General features: G+C 71.0%; 13 protein-coding genes. 3 read left to right on the plus strand and 10 right to left on the minus strand.

The genetic code is table 11. The features are described 5' to 3' along the window. Nucleotides 1–61: 61 nt before the first annotated feature. On the plus strand, nt 62–2038 hold the full coding sequence (locus HHX41_RS09035; protein ID WP_182905542.1) for a CehA/McbA family metallohydrolase: 1977 nt from the start codon (nt 62–64) through the stop codon (nt 2036–2038). On the opposite strand, the gene HHX41_RS09040 is transcribed toward HHX41_RS09035, so the two are convergent. The 7 genes from HHX41_RS09040 to efeU form a co-directional block, all read right to left on the minus strand. Then, nucleotides 2039–2659, minus strand: coding sequence for a hypothetical protein (locus HHX41_RS09040; RefSeq protein WP_182905543.1), 621 nt, complete (start codon nt 2657–2659; stop codon nt 2039–2041). It abuts the gene before it with no gap. Beyond that, on the minus strand, nt 2646–3359 hold the full coding sequence (locus HHX41_RS09045) for a VWA domain-containing protein (RefSeq protein ID WP_182905544.1): 714 nt from the start codon (nt 3357–3359) through the stop codon (nt 2646–2648). The genes HHX41_RS09040 and HHX41_RS09045 overlap by 14 nt, the downstream gene beginning before the upstream one ends. Next, nucleotides 3356–4414, minus strand: coding sequence for a toxic anion resistance protein (locus HHX41_RS09050; protein ID WP_182905545.1), 1059 nt, complete (start codon nt 4412–4414; stop codon nt 3356–3358). Before HHX41_RS09050 ends, HHX41_RS09045 begins: the two co-directional genes overlap by 4 nt. A 37-nt stretch (nt 4415–4451) precedes the next feature. Then, nucleotides 4452–5441, minus strand: coding sequence for a hypothetical protein (locus HHX41_RS09055; RefSeq protein WP_182905546.1), 990 nt, complete (start codon nt 5439–5441; stop codon nt 4452–4454). 90 nt (nt 5442–5531) lie between these two features. Then, nucleotides 5532–6803, minus strand: coding sequence for an iron uptake transporter deferrochelatase/peroxidase subunit (gene efeB, locus HHX41_RS09060; RefSeq protein WP_310741861.1), 1272 nt, complete (start codon nt 6801–6803; stop codon nt 5532–5534). Next, complete coding sequence (efeO, locus tag HHX41_RS09065; RefSeq protein ID WP_182905547.1) at nt 6800–7942, minus strand: iron uptake system protein EfeO; 1143 nt, start codon at nt 7940–7942, stop codon at nt 6800–6802. Before efeO ends, efeB begins: the two co-directional genes overlap by 4 nt. A gap of 14 nt (nt 7943–7956) precedes the next feature. After that, a complete protein-coding gene (efeU, locus tag HHX41_RS09070; RefSeq protein ID WP_182905548.1) occupies nt 7957–8802 on the minus strand; it encodes an iron uptake transporter permease EfeU in 846 nt (281 codons plus the stop codon). 377 nt (nt 8803–9179) lie between these two features. Here efeU and HHX41_RS09075 point away from each other — a divergent pair, with 377 nt between their 5' ends. Further along, entirely contained in the window at nt 9180–10763 is a 1584-nt protein-coding gene (locus HHX41_RS09075; protein ID WP_182905549.1) for an ABC-F family ATP-binding cassette domain-containing protein, read from the plus strand. 52 nt (nt 10764–10815) lie between these two features. Here HHX41_RS09075 and HHX41_RS09080 read toward each other — a convergent pair whose 3' ends face one another. Together HHX41_RS09080 and HHX41_RS09085 are read right to left on the minus strand one after the other, a co-directional pair. Continuing rightward, nucleotides 10816–11076: a zf-TFIIB domain-containing protein gene (locus tag HHX41_RS09080; RefSeq protein WP_169982334.1), complete on the minus strand. Its 261-nt coding sequence runs from the start codon at nt 11074–11076 to the stop codon at nt 10816–10818. Between the two features lie 18 nt (nt 11077–11094). Beyond that, nucleotides 11095–11940, minus strand: coding sequence for a phosphotransferase (locus HHX41_RS09085; protein ID WP_169982335.1), 846 nt, complete (start codon nt 11938–11940; stop codon nt 11095–11097). A 23-nt stretch (nt 11941–11963) separates the two neighbouring features. Here HHX41_RS09085 and HHX41_RS09090 point away from each other — a divergent pair, with 23 nt between their 5' ends. Beyond that, a complete protein-coding gene (locus HHX41_RS09090; protein ID WP_182905551.1) occupies nt 11964–12887 on the plus strand; it encodes a TIGR03619 family F420-dependent LLM class oxidoreductase in 924 nt (307 codons plus the stop codon). 172 nt (nt 12888–13059) lie between these two features. Here HHX41_RS09090 and HHX41_RS09095 read toward each other — a convergent pair whose 3' ends face one another. Next, the gene (locus tag HHX41_RS09095; protein ID WP_182905552.1) at nt 13060–15876 is read right to left on the minus strand and encodes an immunoglobulin-like domain-containing protein; all 2817 of its coding nucleotides are present in this window, start codon (nt 15874–15876) and stop codon (nt 13060–13062) included. Between the last annotated feature and the right edge of the window lie 178 nt (nt 15877–16054).

Genomic DNA, 16054 nt, shown 5'->3' on the forward strand with positions numbered 1-16054 from the left:
CGTGTTTTCCCCGGCCGAAACCGTGCCACGATGTGCGCGCTTTCGATTACGGAGAGGTGCGATGAACCACGATCCGATGATGCCGCCGCAGGTGGAGCGCGCTCTGCGGGAGTACCGGGCGTTGCTGTCCGCGCACGGCATGACCTGGGGAGAGCCGCCGCTGGGATACGTCCGGATGATGCCGTTCCTCCGATTTCCCGAGGAGGCCGACCGGATGAGCATCCGGCCCGACCTCGACGCGGAGTTCCGCGACGCCCTGGACGGCGAGGTCCCCCGGGGTCTGGTGGCGCTGCGGCTGACCACGGACGGCCGCCGCCCGGAGCACTGCCTGGAGCCCCGTCTGGAGCACGGCCCGGCCCGGCCGCTGCTGTCGCCGGGGCCGGTGCCCGTGACGCTGCTGGTCGACTCCGCGCTGCCGCACCCGGTGGAGGTGACCGCCGACGGCGTGCCGTACGGCATCGCGGCGGGCGGGGCCAGGCTCCTCGACGTGACGACCGCGACCGTCCTCACCGTGGACGGCGCGGCGGTGGACCTGTCCGGGCTGGCCCGGCCCGCGCCGGCCGCGAGGCTGCGGTTGCGCGCCGGATTCCCGTGCCGGTGGAGCGTCACCTCCCCGGGCGGCCATGGGTGGTACCCGGAGGGAGTGCCGGAACGGCGCGACAACGACGACGTGCCGTTCTTCCACGGCGACGACGTCGTGCTGACCGTGCCCGCCGAGCCGGTGACGATCCGGGTCACGCGCGGCATGGAGTACGGCGTCGCGCAGACGACGGTCGTGCCCAGGACGGGGGAGGAGACCCTGGTCGGGCTCGCGCCGCAGCGGCTGTACGACGCGGCCGCCCTCGGCTGGTACGGCGCCGACCTGCACGTCCACATGAACTGGGCGGGGGACCTGGTCGCCGCCCCGGCGGCGGCGGCCGCCGCGCAGCTCGGCGAGGACCTGCACGTGCTCAACCTCGTCGCGGGCAACATCGCGGGAGAGCGCGTCTACGACCGGGAGGCGCTCCAGCACTGGGCCGGGCGCGACCTGCCGTGGTCGGACGCCGGACACGTGGCCCGGATGGGCGTGGAGTATCGCAACGACCTGTTCGGGCACGTCCACGTCTTCGGGGTGGCCGTACCGCCCGCCGTCTACCACACGGGCTTCGGCACCGACGCCGACTGGCCGCCCAACGCCGCGATCTGCGGCGACCTGCGGGAGCCGCGGGCCGTGCTCGGGTACGCGCATCCCTTCCACGGCCCGATCTCCTCCCCTGAGGACGTCGTGGGCGAGGGAACCAGGAACTGCACCGGCCGCGCCCTGGTCGTGGACGCCGCGCTCGGTCTGGTCGACGGAGTGGAGGTGCTCCATTTCAGCGACCTGTCGCCGGTGCCGGGCACCGCCGAGGTCTACCGGAGGCTGGTCGGCGCGGGCAACCGGCTCGCCGCCCTCGCGGGGACCGACACCATGCTGTCGTTCACCCGCCAGGACACGGTTTCCAGCCCGCCGGGCTGGGAGCGCGTCTACGCCCGGGTGGACGGGCCGCTCGGCGCCGAGTCGTTCGCCGAGGCCGTACGGCGGGGGCGTACGTTCGCCACCACCGGTCCCTGGCTGGAGCTCACGGTGAACGGCCTGGGGCCGGGGGAGACGCTCGACCTCGACGGAGGCGAGACGGTGGCGGTCCGGGCGCGGGCCGTCGGGACCGAAGTGGAGCACATCGAGATCAGGACCGCCGCCGGCGTGCTCGCCGAGGGGCCGGGCCCCGAGATCACCGCGTCCCTGCCCGTGGACGACGCCGACTACGTGGTCGCCGTGGTCCGCGGCGGCCCCCATCCGCGGTCCCCGCGCGGGCGGGCGTACGCCCACACCAGCCCGGTCTACCTCGACGTGCGCGGACGGCACGTGGCCAGGGAGGAGGACGTGCGCTGGTGCCTGCGGTGGCTGGACCTGCTCGACGAACTGGTCAGGGCCAGGGCCCGCCTGCGGACCCGCGCCCAGCTCCGCGACCACCTCGACCTGGTCGAGAAGGCCAGGGCCGTGTACGAGTCCCGCGTGTGACTACAGGTCGAGTGACGACCCGCCGAAGCGATCCCGCAGGAACCGGCCCTGGTCTCTGAGGGCCTGCTCGTCGCCCTGGTAGACGGCTTCGGCGATCGCCGACAGCCCCGACTCCAGCAGGCCGAGCTGGGCCATCAGCTCCTCGTGCGCGCTGCGCTCGCGGGGCCCTCGCCGCGTCAGCGCGTACGACCTGGGCAGGTTGGCGTACGCCTCCAAACTCGTGGGCAGGTAATCGCGGACGGCCTGCGAGACGACGTGCAGGTGGTCGGGGGCGGAGGTGAGCGCCTCCGCCCTCGCCAGCACGTCGCGCAGGATCGCGGCGAGGATCCCGACCTTGGCCACGACGTCCTCGGGGAAGCGGGGCGGCGACACGTTGGCCACCAGGGTGTCCAGGTCGGTTCGCAGCGCCCGTGTCTCGACCTCGGCGTGGGAGATCGTCAGCCGTACCCGGTCGGGCGGGGTGAGCAGAGCGCCCACGCCGTACAACCCGGCGACGACCACGGGCCAGAACGACCCGGCGAGGCCGAGGAAGTGCAGCCCGAGGCCGCCGAGCGCGAGGGCCGAGCCGACGATGTTCTTCAGCGAGCCGAGGTAGGCGAGGATCCGCTCACTGGTAGCCACGGATCTCCTTGAACGCCGAGGCGAGCGATGCCCGCCGGGCGTCGAACACCGCGCCTCCGGTGAGGGCAGCGACCTGCCGCATCTCGTCGGCGTCGCTGTCGCCGAACAGCACCACGAAGGTGGGAACCCGGGTCCGCAGGCCGCGGTAGAAGCCGGCGAAGTCGGAGGAGGAGCCGTCGGTGTTCTCGCCGTCCGTCATGAGCACGATCGAGGTGAAGTCGTCACCGCCCTGCCCGCCCCGGACCGTTTCGTATGCGCCGCGCAGCCCGTCGTAGATCGCGGTGCCGCCGCTCGCCTCCAGGCCGTCGCCGTATGCGCGGATCTGACGCAGGACCGCCGCGGGATCGCGTTCCGGCACCGTGAAGGTGCTCGCCGGACCGGCCGTGGTGCTGAACGGCAGCAGCGTGACCGTCTCCCTGTTGCGGAACCGGGAGAACTGGCCGGAGGCCGAGGCGTCGGCGCCGGTCAGTGCCGCGAGCGCCTGCTTGAGCGTGTCGCTGCGGTCGCCCTCCATGGAACCGGAGGTGTCCAGCACGAACACCGTGCGCGAAGGGCGCCGCATCTGGTTGAGGTACGCGTCGATCAGTGCGTCGGCGGCGCTGCGGCGGTTGGGGAAAGGCAGCTCCAGCAGCGGGGCCGTGCCGAACCTCGCGTCGGGCCGTACCTCGGGCACGATGGGCCGCCGGGCCGTTGTCGTCATGATCTCGCGGCCTTGGCCTTGAGGCCGTCGATCATGTCCATCGTCGAGTAGATGTTGTCGAACGCCTTGCTCAGCGCCTCCATGCTCACGGTCGTGGCGGCGGCCTGGGTCTGGATGTCCCCGGCCTGGGTGCGCAGCATCTCGCTGGTGGCGAGGATCAGGTCGGAGGTGGTGGTGTTCAGCGCCGTGATCTGGTCGAGTACGAAATTCTGGTTGGCGAGGGCCTGGGCCACCGTGACGGCCGTGCGCAGGGCGGCGATTGTCGTGGTCGTGGCCCGCTCCACTCCCTTGATGAGCTCCAGGTTGTTCTTGCGGACCAGGTCGAGCGCGAGGTAGCCCTGGGCCGACACGGCGAGCTGGGTCAGCAGGTCCTGGTGCTTCTGGCGCACCCCGAACAACGCGTCCGACCGCAGCGCGTTCGCCTTGTCCGGGGCCGTGAGCTCGATCAGGTCGATCCGCGCCTGCAGCTCCGTGTCCAGCGCCGCCGCCAGCGTGGCGTACTCCTGGAGCTTCGTCATCGACTCCCAGAGGTTCGCCTTCTCGCCCTCGATGGCGGCGTTGTCCTTGCGCAGTTCGTCCTGCCCGGACTTCAACGCCCGGATGATGTCGTCGATGTGCTTCTGCGCGCTGCGGTACTTGGCGAAGTAGTCGCGCAGCCGGTCGCCGAACGGGATGATCCCGAGCAGCCGCCGGGTGCTCGCGGCCGCCTGCTTGGGGTCGAGATCGACGATCGTGCGGCGCAGCGCCACGAGCTGACCGGCGACCCGGGCCTGGCCGTCGGCGCCCTCGCCCTTGGCCGAGGCCAGCGCCGCGACCGGGCGCTTGAGCATTCGGTTGGCCACCTGGGAGGAGGCGCGGATCTCCGAGTCGCCCATCGAGGTGATGTCGTGCACCTTCCTGGTGAACTCCGGCGACCGGTGGTCGAGCGTGGCCAGCTGTTCGGCGAAGCCGGACGCCTTGCGGGCGAGCTCGGCGCCGCGCTCGCCGGGGAGCGGCAGCATGCCGGCCGCCTTCTCCACCGGCACCGCCGCCACCGGGGCGGGCGGAGTCAGCATCTTCGGACACGGGTGTCCTCTCTTGTCGGGTAGAAGGTCAGGACGACGGCTTCACGCCGGCGAGGTAGCGCTGCTCGATGGTCGAGATGAGCTCTTCCAGCCGGTCGTAGGCCGGCGGCTCGACGACGTCCACCAGGCTTGCGGGCACGTGCGCCCCGGTCGTGGCCACCAGGTCCGCGAAGACCTTGGGGTCGGCCGTGCGGAAGCCGTGCCTCGCGGCGAGACGGGCGAACTCGGGATCCTCCTGCAGCAGCCGGCCGACCTCGGCGGCCCGGTCCGTGAGGGGTACGAGCGTGTGCTTGCTGAGCACGGTCGGGGCGGGGTAGATCAGCCGCATGCCGGGCCGGATCTGCGCGCCGCCCGCGAACAGCCGCGCCGCGTACTGCGGCTCGTAGATCACCACCATCGGCGTCTTGCCGATCCCCAGCGCGAGGTAGTCCTCGAAGGGCGCCTCGGTGGAGGACTCCGAGTAGCCCTGGTCGAGGAACAGCGGGGCGACCGTCCGCGCCACCTCGGCGACCTGCGCCCGCGAGGTCACGACGTCGTCGCCGTTGGCCACGTAGCTGGTCGCCGCCAGGTACATGGCGGCCGAGTTCGACGTACGGACGTCCGTGGTGGTGAGCAGGACCCGCTTGCGGGCACGATAGGAGGTGTTGCCCGCCAGCGCGTCCCAGCGTGTGCCCTTCGCGACGAGTTCGAGGAATTCGCGCAGGTTGAGGACCTGGTAACCCGCACCCGAGTCGTGGACCACGCCGGCCTTCGCGAGCACGTCCGCGATCGGCTGGAACGTCGCGACCGCCATCGGGGAGTAGAACGGCGAGTACGTCCGGGCGATCCTGTGTGCCTGCCGTATCTTCTCCGCAGCGGGGACGCTGGAGGGGAAGGCGAAGTCGTACGGGCGCAGGTCCACCGTGGTCGCGATTTCGCGGGACCCCGCGGTGTCGACCTCGACCCGCAGTCCGTGCCTGGCGAACGCCGCCTTCACCGCGGGATCGTCGAAGAAGGGCTTCTTCTCAGAGCCGATCACACCCCGGATCGCGGTGACCGCCGGCCGTTCACCGCCGCCGCTGCCGCCCCCGCCGTTGCCCAGCACGAGCGCCGCGAAATGCGCGAACGGTCAGGCGAACAGCGTGCGGCCCCAGTAGTCGCCGCCGTCGACCACGCCCGGCGGGCAGGCGAACAGGCCGCTGGAGACGTGCTTGATGTACTCGTTCAGCAAGTCCTTCTGGGACAGCATCCGCTGGATGGGGACGAACTGCTTGCGGGGGTCGCGCTGGTAGGCGATGAAGAACAGGCCGGCGTCGAGCCGTCCGAGGCCGTCGGAGCCGTCCACGAAGTTGTATCCGCGCCGCAGCAGCCGCGCGCCGCCGTGGGCGTCGGGATGCGCGAGCCGTACGTGGGCGTCGCCGGCGATCACGGGCTGCCCGTCCGGGCCCTTCTTGGCGAAGTCCGGCGTGTCGAACTCCTTGTGCCCGGTGAGCGGCGCGCCCTCGCCCTTGTCGCGGCCGAAGATGGCCTCCTGCTCCGACAGCGGGGCGCGGTCCCAGGTCTCGATGTGCATCCGGATCTTGCGGGTGACCAGGTAGGTGCCGCCGTCCATCCAGGCCGGGCCGTCGCCCGGCGCGGCCCACAGGTGGTCGCGCAGCATGGCGGTGTCCTCGAGCTTCAGGTTGTTGGTGCCGTCCTTGAAGCCCATCAGGTTGCGCGGCGTCGCCTGGGAGCGTGAGGTGGACGAGGTGCGCCCGAAACCGAGCTGCGAGTAGCGGACGGAGACCTTGCCGAAGCCGATCCTGGCGAGGTTGCGGATGGCGTGCACCGCCACCTGCGGGTCGTGCGCGCAGGCCTGCACGCAGATGTCCCCGCCGGAGATCTCGGGCTGCAGGTCCTCGCCGGGGAAGGCGGGCAGGTCGGCCAGCGCGGGCGGCCTGCGGTCGGCGAGGCCGAACCGCTCGTCGAACAGCGACGGGCCGAAACCGATGGTCAGCGTCAGCCCGGAGGCGGGCAGGCCGAGCGCCTCGCCGGTGTCGTCCGGCGGCGCCTCGGGCGACCCGCCCACGGCCCCGAAGGTGCCGGCGTCCTCGCCCCGGGTCATCCGGACCGCGGCGGCGGTCCACTCCTGGAGCAGCTCCACCAGCTCGGCCTTCTTCTTCGTGATGACGTCGAACGCCACGAAGTGCAGCCGGTCCTGGGCGGGAGTGGTGATGCCCGCCTGGTGCGGGCCGTAGAAGGTCACGGGGTCGGAGGAGGAGGCGGCATGGGCGACCGGCTCCTGCGTCAGGGACCGGCCGGCGACCGCCCCGGCCCCGACGGCGGCCACACCGGCCGCGCCGAGGCCGAAGAACAAGCGTCTGCGGCTGATGCCTCCGCTCGCTGTGCTCTTCCGAGTCACCGGGCCACCACCGAGGCCACCTTGCTGATCGGCTCGGCCAGGGCGTTGATCGCGTCCGACAGCGCCTTCAGGTCGTCCTTGGACAGCTCGGTGTGGAGCTTCCACCCGTCGCCGCTGCGGTGCGCGCCGAGCGTGGTCTCGGCGTCGGCGAACTTCGCGTCGAGCGTCTTCACGAGGTCGGGGTCGCGCTCCTCGAGCACCGGGCGCAGCGCCTGGACGGCGGCCTTCGAGCCCTGCAGGTTGGCGTCGAAGTCCCACAGGTCGGTGTGCGAGTAGCGGTCCTCCTCACCGGTGATCTTGCCGGTGGCGACCTCGTCGAGCAGACCCTTGGCGCCGTTGGCGAGCTGCACGGGAGACAGCTCCAGCGCCGCGGACTTCTCCACGATCGTGGTCACGTCGGTCATGAGCTTGTCGGCGATCGGGCCGTCGCCCTTGACGTCCTTCTTGACCCACAGGTCCTTCTCGAGGCGGTGGAAGCCGGTCCACTCCTCGCCGTCCGCCACGTCGTTCTCACGGGCGTCGATGGCCGGGTCCAGGTCGCCGAAGACCTCGGCCACCGGCTCGATGCGCTCCCAGTACGTACGCGCGACCGGGTAGAGCTCCTTGGCCTTGTCCACCTCGCCGGCCTTGACCGCCTCGGTGAACTCCCTGGTCTTGCCGAGCAGCGTGTCCGACTGGCTCTTGATGTAGCGCTTGTAGCTGGCCACGGCCTCGGCGAGCTTCGCGTCGCTGGTCAGCGGCTTGCTCTCGCCGCTGACCTTGAGGGCGCCGCGGATGCCCTTGCCGGTCATGCCGGGCTTGCAGGCGGTCTCGTACATGCCCGCCGGCAGCTCCATCACGACGTCTCGGGTCAGCCCGGGGACGATGTTCTCGACCTCGCCCATGATGCGGTCGCCCGCCGCGTACACGTAGAACTCGGTCACCTTCGAGCCGTTGTTGGTGATCGAGAAGGTCGAGGTGCCGGCGGCCAGATCGGACTTCGCCACCTTGCACTCGGTGTCGGTGGCGGCCACGGCGATCTTCCCGTCTCCGGCCGCGGTCGCCTCGGTCGTGCCGCCGGAGCCCGACTCCGTGGACGAGCAGGCGGTGAGGCCGGCGAGGGCCAGTGCCGCGGTGGCCAGGACGATGGGGGTGCGCATTGGGTCGACTCCGGTCAGGAAGCGGGCTGGGCGGACTTGGGGGCGGGGCTGGCGGGCGCCTTCGCCGAGGGCCGCCGCAGGAACAGGACCAGGACGGGAACCAGGTAGACGAGCCAGGCGACGGCCTCCAGCACGCTGGGCTGCGGGGTGATGTTGAACATCCCGCTCAGCAGGGTGGAGTACCAGGCGCTGGGGTCGAGCACGCCGCTGATGTCGAAGGCGTGGGTGTTCAGGCCGGGCACCAGCCCCGACTCCTGCAGGTCGTGCACGCCGTACTTGAAGATCCCGGCCGCCACCAGGATCAGCAGCAGGCCCGTCCAGGTGAAGAACTTCGTGAGGTTGACCCGCAGGGCGCTGCGGTACAGCCCCCAGCCCAGCGCCACCGAGGTGAGCAGTCCGAGCGTGATGCCGATCAGCGGGCTCGCGCTGCTGGTCGCGCCCTGGACGGCGGCGAACCACAGCAGCGCCGTCTCCAGCCCCTCCCGCGCGACCGCCAGGAACGCCACCACGACGACGGCGGTGGCCCCGAGCTCCAGGGCCTCGCCCATCTTCTGGCGCAGCTCGCCTGACATCTTCCGGGCGGCCGTGCGCATCCAGAAGATCATGAAGGTGACGAAGACGGTCGCGGCCAGGGACGTGACGGCGTCGAAGAGCTCCTGCTGCTGGGTGGCGAGGTGGGCCGCGGTGAAGGTCAGCAGCGCCCCGAACCCCACGGAGAGCGCGACGGCGACGCCGACGCCGGCCCAGACCAGGGGCAGCCGCTCGCGGCGGTCGCTCTTGACGAGAAAGGCCACCAGGATGGAGACGACAAGGGTCGCCTCCAGGCCCTCTCGAAGGCCGATGAGATAACTTGCGAACACATCGCCCTCCGGGCGGACGGTAAGCCTTACCTAAGTTAGGACAGGTTCACCTTAGCGACAAGACCCGCGACACGTGGAGCGGGGTAGGCCCTTTGTCACCTTCGGGACGCCTGGGACTACGGTCCGGCCCGAGCCCCCGGCGGATTAATTCCGTGGCGTCCGTCCCCGGCCCCCGGTTATCGTGTCGGACGTCCTGCCGCCGCACCCCCGGAGGGTCACTTGGAGCTCTGAGGTCCCGACACCGCGCCCACGGCCGCCATCGGTGGTCCGGCGCAGCGACCTCGGCGGAGCTCTCTCCGGTGTCCTCTCGCGGCCCGTGCCCGCGGTGTCCCACGCGTACGTTCTCATCTCGCCCCTGGGATACCCGGAGCCGCCTCATGTCTTATTCCATCGTCTGCACGGATCTGTCGTTTTCCTGGCCCGACGGGACGCCCGTCTTCGAGGAACTCGACTTCACGTTCGGCGCCGGCCGGACCGGGCTCGTCGGCGTCAACGGCAGCGGAAAGTCGACCCTGCTCAAGCTCATCGCCGGAGAGCTGACCCCGGCGAGCGGCTCGGTGTCGGTCACCGGCCGGCTGGGCTACCTGCCGCAGAACCTCCCGCTCGGCGCGAGCCGTACGGTGTCCGACCTGCTGGGGATCACCCCCGCGCGCGAGGCGCTGCACGCGATCGAGCGGGGCGACCTGAGCGAGGCGAACTACGACGCGGTGGTCTGGGACGTCGAGGAGCGCGCCCAGGCCGAGCTCGCCCGTCTCGGGCTCGCGGGAGTCGACCTCGACCGGACCGTCGCGACGCTCTCGGGCGGCGAGACCGTCATGGTCGGGCTCGCCGCGCGGTTCCTCGCCGAGCCCGACGTGCTGCTGCTCGACGAGCCGACCAACAACCTCGACCTCGACGCGCGGCGGCGCCTGTACGACGCCGTCTCCTCGTGGACGAGGACGATGGTCGTCGTCAGCCACGACCGTACGCTGCTCGACCTGGTGGACCAGATCGCCGACCTGCCCGCCCGCCGTACCTTCGGCGGCACGCTCAGCGAGTACGAGGAGGTGCTCGCGGTCGAGCGGGAGGCCGCCGAGCGGATGGTCCGCGCGGCCGAGGGCGACCTGCGCCGCCAGCGGCGCGAGCTGGCCGAAGCGCAGACCAAGCTGGCCCGGCGGGTGCGCTACGGCAACAAGATGTACGAGCAGAAGCGCGAGCCGAAGATCATCATGCAGGAGCGCAAGCGCCAGGCCCAGGTGTCGGCGGGCAAGCACCGGCTCATGCACGAGGACAGGGTGGCCGCGGCCCGCGAGCGGCTGTCCGAGGCGGAGGAGGCGGTGCGCGACGACGCCGAGATCCGGGTGGAGCTGCCCGCGACCGAGGTGCCGGCCGGGCGCACCGTGCTCGAAGTGGACGGCCTGCGCACGGCCGCCGGGCCGATCGGCGACCTGGTCGTGCGCGGCCCGGAGCGCGTCGCCCTGCTGGGGGCGAACGGCTCGGGCAAGACGACGCTGCTGCGCACGATCCTCGGGGACCTCGCACCGGACGAGGGCTCGGTCCGGCTGAACGCTCCGGTGCGGTACCTGCCGCAGCGGCTCGACGTGCTCGACGACGCGCTCAGCCTCGTCGACAACGTGCGGGCGGTCGCGCCCGCCGCGTCGGTGAACGCCGTCAGGGCCGGGCTCGCCCGGTTCCTGTTCCGGGGCGGGCGGGCCGAGCGGCCGGCGGGGACGCTGTCGGGCGGCGAGCGGTTCCGCGCCGTGCTGGCCTCGCTGCTGCTGGCCGAGCCCGCGCCGCGGCTCCTGCTGCTGGACGAGCCGACCAACAACCTCGACCTGGCCAGCGTCCGCCAGCTCGCGCAGGCGCTGTCGGCCTACCGGGGAGCGCTCGTGGTGGTCTCCCACGACCTGCCGTTCCTGGAGTCGATCGGGATCACCAGGTGGCTCACGCTGGGCCCGGAGGGTCTGGAACCCGCGCGCTGAGCACGCGGGAGGCCGCGGCCCGATCCGGGCCGCGGCCTCCGCGGAAAGGCTTTCAGCTGGAGAACAGCATGCCGACCCAGCTGTTGCGGCGGTGGCCGTAGTGGCCGCCGCCGTGGTGGCCGCCCCAGGCGGGCCCACCGTGCGCGGGCGGCGGGGGAGCGTAGTGCTGCTGGGCCCACTGGGACTCCATCCGGGTCAGCGTCTCCAGCTCGCCGTAGTCGAGGAAGATGCCGCGGCAGTTGTCGCACTGCTCGATGTGAACGCCGTTGCGGTCGAACGTCCGCATGTTGCCACGGCACTTGGGGCACTGCATCCGACAACTCTCCCTATGTCAGGTCTCGGCCTTCGCGGCCGCGACGATCCTCCCGCAGGCGGACACCAGGGCCATGGCGGCGTCGTCGGGCGGGTCCCCCGCTCTCGCCGCCGTGGCCACCGCCGTCGCGGCCAGTTGGACGGTCAACGCCCGGGCGGGCGCGTCGAGTTCCCGCCACGGATCGTCGGCGGACACGGCCGTCCCGCCCGCGGCGAGATAGGCGGTCAGGAGCCGCTCCCAGTCCCGGGGATCGAGCAGGCCGGCGGCGTACCACGCGGCCGGGCGGGCCAGGTCCCAGGCGGGGTCCCCGCCGCCCAGGTCGTCGGGGTCGATCAGCAGCCACGCGCCGTCGTGCCGGACGATCTGGCCGAGGTGCCAGTCGCCGTGCGTCAGCGTGCCGCCGTCCCGGGCGGGCGGCAGCGTCGCGTACGCCGCCAGGACGGGGGCGGCGACGGCGTCCGGAACGCCGGCGGCCCTCAGATCGGCCATGGCGCGCGGCAGCCGCGACGGCCCGCCGGCGGGCGGGAGGCCGGGAGGCGCCGGCCGGGCGTGTAACAGGGCGAGCAGCCGGCCGCCCTCCTCCCACGGGGTGGTCCCCGCGTCCACGTCGGCGATGGTCAGCGCCTCGCCCGCCGGCCAGATCGTGACGAGCCTGCCGTCGAGCCGTTCGAGGCCGAGAGGGGCCAGCATGACGCCGGGCAGGTTTCCCGCCGCCTCCAGGCGGGCGCGCAGGGCGTGCTCGTCGGTGTCCGGGGGGTGGGCCTTGACGACGACGTCCCCGGCCCTGACCACGAGCACGCGGCCCTGCTTGAGCACCGTCACCGGCCCGTCGCGGCGCGCCAGCCGCGCCAGTTCCTCGATCACGGGGGACACCCTAGGGTGCGGCTATGAGGATTGGGTTTTCCGTACCGGTGTCGGGTTCGTGGGCGACGCCGGAGAACATGAAGCGGATCGCGCGCCGCGCCGACGAACTCGGCTATCACGGCGTCTGGGCGTTCCAACGGCTGCTCTACCCCGTCGGCAACCCGATGGGGCCGGTCTACCGGAGCGTGCACGACCCCGTCGTCGCGCTCGCGTACGTGGCGGCCGTCACCGAGCGGGTACGCCTCGGGGTGGCCGTGCTCAACCTGCCGTTCGTCTCCCCGGTCCTGATGGCCAAGCAGCTGGCCTCCCTGCAGGAGGTGTCCGGCGGCAGGCTCGATGTTGGCCTGGGGCTCGGCTGGCTGCCCGAGGAGTTCGCCGCCTCCGGCGTGCCGATGGAGCGACGCGGCAGACGCGCGGAGGAGTACGTCGGCCTGCTGCGGCGGCTCTGGACCGAGGACGTCGTCGAGCACAAGGGCGAGTTCTACGAGGTGCCGCCATCCCATCAGGCCCCCAGACCGGCCACGCCGCCGAGCGTCATGCTGGGCGGCACCGCCCGGGTGGCGCTGGAGCGCGCCGGGCGGATCGCCGACGGCTGGATCAGCTCCAGCCGCGCCGACCTGGGCACGATCGACCAGCAGATCGCCATCGTGAAGGAGGCGGCCAGGCAGGCGGGCCGCGACCCGGACGCGCTGCGGTTCGTCGTCCGCGGCGTCACCCGCGTCCGTGCGCGGGACGAGGGCCCGCTGACCGGGTCCTACGACAAGATCCGGCGCGACGTGGAGGACCTCGCGGCCAAGGGCGTCACCGAGGTCTTCCACGACCTCAACTTCGACCCGGAGATCGGCAACCCCGAGGCCGACCCCCGCGACTCCATGCGCCGCGCGGAGGAGGCATTGGAGGCACTGGGGCCTGTATCGAAGTCCTCTCCGGCGGTCCCGCCGCTCTGACGCTCGTGTGCGCGTAGGAGATCGACAACTGGCCACCTTGGCGGTGACGAGGCGGTTCCACCTGCCCGATGCGCAGTGGGTGGTGCTGGAACCGCTGCTACCTGCGCCGAAACGCTCTAGGCCGCTCGTGGCGGGCCGACGAGGATGAGCTCGCCGGCCCGCCACCTGCCGGCTACCGCACCGTCAAGTTCTGGTAGTCGGCGGCGTAGGGCTGGTAGGTCGGGTTGCCGGAGTAGGCAACGTGGACCGTGTAGTTCCCGCGCTGCAGATCGGCAGTCTGCAGTGTGACGACGGCCTCGCCGTCCGCCAGTGGCACGACCTGCTCGGTGCCGCCGAAGGTGACGGTGACCTCGCCGGTCGGGGTCGGAGCGTTCTGCTTCTGCCCGCCCGCCGGCCCAACAGTCACGTTCAGCTCGAACGTGTCCCCGCGGACAACCGACGCCGGCGCGGTCTTCGCATGGACCTTGACGGCGTCCGGGCCGGAGGGCACCTCGAACGACGCCGTACCTTCCGACGCCTTCAGGTAGTCGAAGCCGAGGTACTCGGCCTTGACGGTCCGGGTCCCCGCGGGCAGATCCGCCGGCAGCGTGACCGTGGCCGCGCCGTCCTTCACGTGGGCGAGCTTCGACCACGAGCCGATGCTGAACCGCACCTGACCGCCGGTCTCGAACCCGTCAGCTGCCTCGACTGTGGCGGTGGCCGTGGTCGTCTGGGCCCCGCTCGCGTACGGCTCGACAGCCACCTCAGTGGTGGTCGCGACGTCGCTGTTCGGGATCTTGCGGATGTCGTTCCACTCGCGGAGGGTGAGCGGGATCACGGTGCCGTGACGCGGACGGACGACGCCCGCGTTGGTCATCGTGATCGCCTTGGCGTTCCAGGTCGGAGCCTCGATGTTCTCGTGGCACGCGGCCTGGTATCCACCACCGTTGGTGTACCGGTCACCCCAGAGGTAGAACTGGCCGGGGCAGGAGGTGTCACCAGGGTTGGCCTTGAAGATGACCGGCCCCTCGTACCCCTGGTTGGCGACCCACGTCGTGCGCCCCAGAGCCGGAGCCAGCAACGTCCAGTTGTTGATGTTGCTGTCCAGGAAGTCGGTGTGCTTCTCCGAGAAGATGTCCGAGCCCTGGTTGCCGGCCTCGTTCTTGGTCACGCGGTAGTAGTAGTCACCGACCCGGATCGCGGTCGTGTCGATCCGCGACAGCGGGGCCGGGTTCTGCCAGACCTTGGGAGCGGAGAACGTCTGGAAGTCGCGCGTCGTGGTGTACCACATCTGCGCGTTCCCCTGACCGGTGCGGTTCACGGGGTCGTTCCACATCGACTGCGCCCAGAACACGGCGTAGGCGCCGATCTCCTCGACCCACAGCGACTCGGGCGCGAAGGCGTTGCCCGCGTTGTCGGGCGCGACCTTCACGTGCCGCTGAGGAGTCCAGTTCACCAGGTCGTGCGACTCGAACACCTCGATGTACTGGGTGTCGTTGATGGCGTATCCGCCCTGGTCGTACCAGTTCAGGTCGGTGGCGATCATGTAGAACGTGTCGCCGTCGGGTGAGCGGACGATGTGCGGGTCACGAAGGCCCTGGTCGCCCAGCTGGGAGATGAGCGACGGCCGGCCTCCGGTCAGACCGGTCCAGTCCAGAGCGGTGTTTCCGTTGGACGTGGCGAACATGATCTGCTCGCCGTCGGCGAGGTTCTCGCCCTTGAAGTACCCCATGAAGTACCGCTCGTGCTTCTCGGAACGGGGCTTGGCGGTGATGGTCACCGGGAACGACTTCGTCTTCGAGGCCGAACCCTTGGTGATGGTCGCCGTCAGGGTGGCGGTGACATCCGCATGGCCGAAGGCCGGGCGGGTCACCTCACCCGTCGGGGTGACGAGGTCGCTGGTCGACTTCCAGGTGATCGTGGATCCGAACTCGCCGGTGGCAGGAAGGTTGATGTTTCCGCGCACGTCGTCGGTGGCGTACAGGGTCAGGTCGAACGTGTCACGGTCGACCGCCTGCGCGTCGTCGAACTTGGCCTTCACCACAATGGGGATCTCCCGTGTGGTGACCTCTTGGGCGCCCTTGCGGACAGTCGCCGTGAGCGTGGCTGTCGCGTCGGGCTGCCCCTGCGCGGGCCGGGTGATCTTGCCGGTCACCGCGACCTTGCGTGCGCTGGCGACGGCTGGCGGGGTGTAGACCTCGACGACCGACGGGTCCGAACTCGTCCACGTGATGGTCGAGCCCGCCACGGAGCCCACCTTGGGCAGAACGATGTCGCGTACGATCGCACTGGTCAGGCCGAGGTCGATGGCGGCGGCGTCGGCGTGAACGCCATTGGAGACGGTCTTTTTCGCCAGGGCGAGTGTCTCGTCGAGGCTCACTGCCCGGTCGTAGACCCGGAAGTCCCGGATCGTTCCGCGGAATGAGTAGTGGCCCGACGTCTGCGAGCGAGCGAGGAAGTTGCAGTTGGTCCCCGCGGCGTTCACCGACGGCGGCGTGGTCAGGTTCGTTGACGTCGCGTGCAGCACGCCGTCGAGGTAAAGCCTGCCGGTCCAGCTCGTACCGTTCGGGTTCTGCGACTGGGTGTAGGTGACGTGCGTCCACGCTCCCTCGGGCATGCGGACCCGGTTCTGCTGGAGGTTCGCCGAACCCACCGCGACGCGGAACCGCTGGGTGTTCGAGGCGAAGATGGAGCCCTGGGCGCCGGTGTCGACGTCGCACGAGCCGGACTTCGCGCCGAAGCCCCACATCTGGTGCTCGCCGACGTTCGCCGGGTCGATCCACACGTCGTAGTCGACGGTGAGGTTCGACATGCCGGCGGTGATGTTCTTCGGCAGCGCCACGTACGCACCGTCGAGGGCGCTCTCGTAGGAGTCGGGGTTGAACCTGACTCCATCGCCGGTCAAGGTCGCCTTCCCCGGATTCACGAGCGTGGCGTTCGCCGCCGAGCCCGCGCTACCCGTGTTGACCAGCGTCGTCCCACCGGTCTCGTCGAGGGCGAAGTGGTGCACCAGACCCTCGTTGAGATTCTCCTCGGCAGCGTGCGAGGGCGTCGCTGCTAACGAGACCGAGAGAAGCGCACCCAGGGCCAGGCCGGCTACACCTCTACCCTTGCGACTCAGCCTGTGACGTGACCCTTGCTGTCGCAATCTCAATTGATCCTCCTTGATCCGGTCGCTGTGGGCACGT

Origin of the sequence: Microbispora sp. H13382, from assembly GCF_014161445.1 — a bacterium.
In the GTDB taxonomy this organism is placed as follows: domain Bacteria; phylum Actinomycetota; class Actinomycetes; order Streptosporangiales; family Streptosporangiaceae; genus Microbispora.

Excerpts from the sequence above, each read along its gene's own strand:
- efeO (WP_182905547.1), bottom strand. The coding sequence starts at position 7,942 with ATGCGCACCCCCATCGTCCTGGCCACCGCGGCACTGGCCCTCGCCGGC.
- HHX41_RS09050 (WP_182905545.1), bottom strand. The coding sequence starts at position 4,414 with ATGCTGACTCCGCCCGCCCCGGTGGCGGCGGTGCCGGTGGAGAAGGCG.
- HHX41_RS09080 (WP_169982334.1), bottom strand. The coding sequence starts at position 11,076 with ATGCAGTGCCCCAAGTGCCGTGGCAACATGCGGACGTTCGACCGCAAC.
- HHX41_RS09075 (WP_182905549.1), top strand. The coding sequence starts at position 9,180 with ATGTCTTATTCCATCGTCTGCACGGATCTGTCGTTTTCCTGGCCCGAC.
- HHX41_RS09090 (WP_182905551.1), top strand. The coding sequence starts at position 11,964 with ATGAGGATTGGGTTTTCCGTACCGGTGTCGGGTTCGTGGGCGACGCCG.
- HHX41_RS09035 (WP_182905542.1), top strand. The coding sequence starts at position 62 with ATGAACCACGATCCGATGATGCCGCCGCAGGTGGAGCGCGCTCTGCGG.
- HHX41_RS09045 (WP_182905544.1), bottom strand. The coding sequence starts at position 3,359 with ATGACGACAACGGCCCGGCGGCCCATCGTGCCCGAGGTACGGCCCGAC.